Source organism: Mycobacterium sp. (genome assembly GCF_032162105.1).
Lineage (GTDB): Bacteria > Actinomycetota > Actinomycetes > Mycobacteriales > Mycobacteriaceae > Mycobacterium.
In genome coordinates this window covers 1-3,693 of sequence record NZ_JAVRPS010000303.1, presented here as the reverse complement: position 1 = coordinate 3,693, position 3,693 = coordinate 1, and the positions used below count along the sequence as shown (strand labels likewise).

Here is a 3,693-nt window from a genome sequence, read left to right as displayed (position 1 = left end):
TGGTCTCGTCCTCTTCGACCTCGATCTCGAGGTCAACCGGCTCGAACCTGACGTTGTGAGTATCAGCCATGAGAAGTACCTCCTATCTATTGGAAGTCACGTTGGAAGTCCTGGTGGCGCGGCGGATTTCGGCGCGCCGCGCCACCGGGACCGGGTCTAGCCGGGTACGCCGGCCGTGGCGGCGGGTCGGCCGCCCGGCCCGCCGGCCATGTATTCGGCCAGGTGTGCATCCCGTTCGGCATCCGACATCTCGTTCAGCAGCACATTTGGACTCTGGAAGGTGATGCCGCGCAGATCCTCGACCGTCCACAGCTTCTTCTGGTCGTCGTGGTCGAGGTGCGGCTGCGGGATGAGCGTCTTGCCGTCGTCGCGGATGTAGCCGAGCTCTGTGACGATGTCGGCGAGATCCTGGTTGTGATGCAAGGTTTCCCATTCGCGATGCCCGGTGAGCCGGCCCATGTTCGGCGTCGGCCTGCCCTCGTACTCGGGGCGGAACGCTTTGATGTCGGTCCACGCGCAGGTCTCCGAGCAGTACGTGCGCCACTGGCCGTCGACCTTCTCGGTGACCATGTCCTCGCGGATGAGGCACGGCACCATGCACGTCCAGCACCGGTGCGGGTACTGGTAGTCGACGTCTTCGAACGCGATCGGCTTATTGCGGCCCGGGTACTTCAGCCGGTTGTAGTTCTCCCACCACTTCCCGTACTTGTTGTACCAACCGGGGTACTTGTCTTCGAACCATTCGAAGTCCTGGTCGGTCATGGGGTCGATCCGCCAGTAGTTGACCGGCCAGCCGGTCGCGAAGAACTGGGCGACCTCGTGCACGTAGCCCTTGTTGACGATCCGGTTCCACGACTCCTCGACGAGGTCGTGCGGGATCTTGAGGCCGTACTTCTCCAGCGGGATGAGGTAGCTGCGGTAGTAGTCGTCGTAGATCCAGCGGCGCCACATCTCGGCGTAGCTGTCGCGGTCCTTGCGGCGGTCCTTGGTCCCGTACTCGATGAACGTGCCGATGGCGGCGTCGACCACGCAGTGGTTGTTCCACCAGGCGTAGCGCAGGTCCCGTTCCAGCAACTGGCGATTGTCCTCGTCGGCGAGCGCCATCAACAGGATCGAGTAGCCATTGGAGATGTGTCGCGACTCGTCTGATTGCACCGAGTGGAACACCGTCGGCAGAAGATAGTCGCCGTTGGCGGCGGCCTCCGACGGCATGGCCACGAACAGGGTGTTGGTGAAGGCGGTTTCGGCGACGACGGTCAGGTAGATGTTGGCCGCGGTGATCGCGTCACCGGTGATGAAACCCTCGCCGAACTGTCGACCGATGGTGCCGGCGTAGTTGTTGGCGAACGCCTTCTCACTGATGTCGAAGCCGGCGGGATCGATGTAGTGGTTCATGTAGAGGCGCTTGAGGTTCATCTGGATCGTCGAGTGCCGGACCTCGTCGATCATCTGGACGGCCAACCCGTTGTGAATCTCGGGATTGGGGACAGCGTCAATGGCCATCGGCATCGCCCGAGCCGCGGAGATTTCCGGGAACGGAATGATCGACAAGAAGAGCTTCTGCCACTCCATCCAGCGCTGCTGGACCTGGCGGAACATGTTCCCGCGGATCGCACCGTCCATCGCGCCGAAGACGCGGTTGTCCTTCTCCTCCTCCATCGGGAAGTAGGACCGCAGGATCTGCTTCAGCGGGTCCTTCTTGGGCGCCTTCTCGAAGCTGTAGTCGGTGCCGAATCGCGTCGCCGGAGTGGCGAATGTGGGTTCCCACGACAGTTCGGTGATTTTCTTGTGAGCCTTGCTCAGACTTTGTCTGCTCAACGTCTCTTCTCCTGGTTGGGCCGGATGTACTGCTGTAAGCAATGGCACAGGTTTGCGCGTAGGCTGGGCGTCTCAATGTGAGACCGGTCACATATTGAGACGGCTCTAGCCTCTGAGTGCAGCCGCTCAACACCGAGGTGAGTACATCGAATGGATTCCAGCGCGGACGTCTCCACGAACCTCCGCCGAGCGCGGGAGCAGTTCCTCACGGTCGGGTCCCTGGATGCCGTCAACCTGGGTCCCGGCGTCCTGGATTCGTGGCGCCGGTCGCGTGACCTGCATGTTCATCTAGATCGGGTCGACCTGCCGTTCGTCCGCGAACCGAACACCGACTCCCCGTTGGTGCATGCGGCCGCCCCTGTCCTGCGGCGGATGGCCGACGACTTGGCGGCACAGGCCGTCAGCGTGATCCTCACGTCCGCCGACGGTGTGGTGCTGGAACGGTTGTGCTCCGACGCGACGATGATGCGGGCACTGGACGGTGTTCGACTTTCGCGCGGATACAGCTATGCCGAGGAGTTCGTCGGGACGAACGGGATCGGGACGAGCCTGGAGACGGGGCGGGCCACCTACATCCGCGGTGCCGAGCACTACATGGGGACGTTGGGCCGCCTCGCCTGCGCCGGCGCTCCCATTCGAGACGCCATCACCGGCAAGGTGGTCGGTGTCATCGACCTCACCTGTTGGGCCAACCAAGCAAATCCGCTCCTGTTCGCTCTGGCCAACAGTGCCCGCAGCCAGATCGAGGATCGAATGAACGCGCTGACCAGCGAGAACACGACGGCCCTGCTGGAGACCTATCTGCGACAGTGTCACCGATTCCCGCTGGGGGTGCTGGCGATCGGGGGCGACGTCGTGCTAATGAACCCCTATCTTCGCCAGGCGTTGGACGCGGGCGACCAAATCGCCCTGTTGGAGCACGCATCGGACATGCGTGACTCCGATGCCGTCAGCACCGCACTCGTCGAGTTGCCCAGCGGCGGTACAGCCAAAATCACCGCCGCGGAACGCATTCCGATCCGGGGCCACGGAAACTACGTGGTGTTCCAGATCCGGCTCGCCGTCGAGGAGACGGCGCGCAGGTTCGGCATTGGGTCACCGATCCGCCCGGGCATTCCGGGCCTGGCCGGGCGAAGCAGCTCGTGGCACCGTTCCTGCCAACAGGTCGAGCGGTGCTGCCGCGACCAGGACTGGGTCGTACTTGACGGCGAGCCGGGCTCTGGGCGAGCGAAGATCGCCCAGGTGGTGGCGCAGCACTTGAACCCAGACAAGATGGTCCGCGTCCTACGAATCGAAGACTTCTCGGGCGCTGAGGAATTCATCAGTGAGGTGGTGGCCTCGACCGACGATGGCGACTTCGCCGTGGTTCTGGCCGATGTGGACTGCTTATCCGATGAGGTGCTGGAGATGCTCGCCGCTGTCCTGCCACCGTGCGCCGGGCGGGGGTGGATCGCCGCGACGATGAATTCGGCCAGCCACTCGCCGCTGGTCGAGATGCTGCTGCTGCCGTTCTTCACCCACACGGTCACGGTGCCCGCGTTGAGGCACCGGATCGAAGACCTTGAAGCGCTGGTTCCGTTCCTGTTGCGCGAAATCACCCGTGGTGCCGACGTCCAACTGGCCCCAGAGGCGATGCGCCAACTCGGCAAGCTGCCGTGGCCAGGGAACGTCGCACAGCTACGGCAGGTACTCGTCGAAACCGTTGCCCAGCAGCGCTCGGGCGTGATCCAACCGGACAAGCTACCCCCTGAGTGTCGATCCCTGGCCAGACGCAAGCTGACCCAGATCGAGGCTCTTGAACGAGACGCGATCGTGCGCAGTCTTCGAGAGAATGGGGGCAACAAGACCGACGCCGCCAACGCGCTCGGGATGTCG

General features: G+C 63.4%; 2 protein-coding genes. One reads left to right on the top strand and one right to left on the bottom strand.

Features of this window, described 5'->3' with window-relative positions; all coding sequences use genetic code 11:
• Positions 1-156 precede the first annotated feature (156 nt).
• On the bottom strand, positions 157-1,818 hold the full coding sequence (locus QOC69_RS15685) for an aromatic/alkene/methane monooxygenase hydroxylase/oxygenase subunit alpha (RefSeq protein ID WP_526441090.1): 1,662 nt from the start codon (positions 1,816-1,818) through the stop codon (positions 157-159).
• 150 nt (positions 1,819-1,968) lie between these two features.
• Between QOC69_RS15685 and QOC69_RS15680 the strand changes: the two genes are divergently transcribed.
• A partial coding sequence (locus QOC69_RS15680) for a sigma-54-dependent Fis family transcriptional regulator (protein ID WP_526441088.1) occupies positions 1,969-3,693 on the top strand: 1,725 nt, incomplete at its 3' end.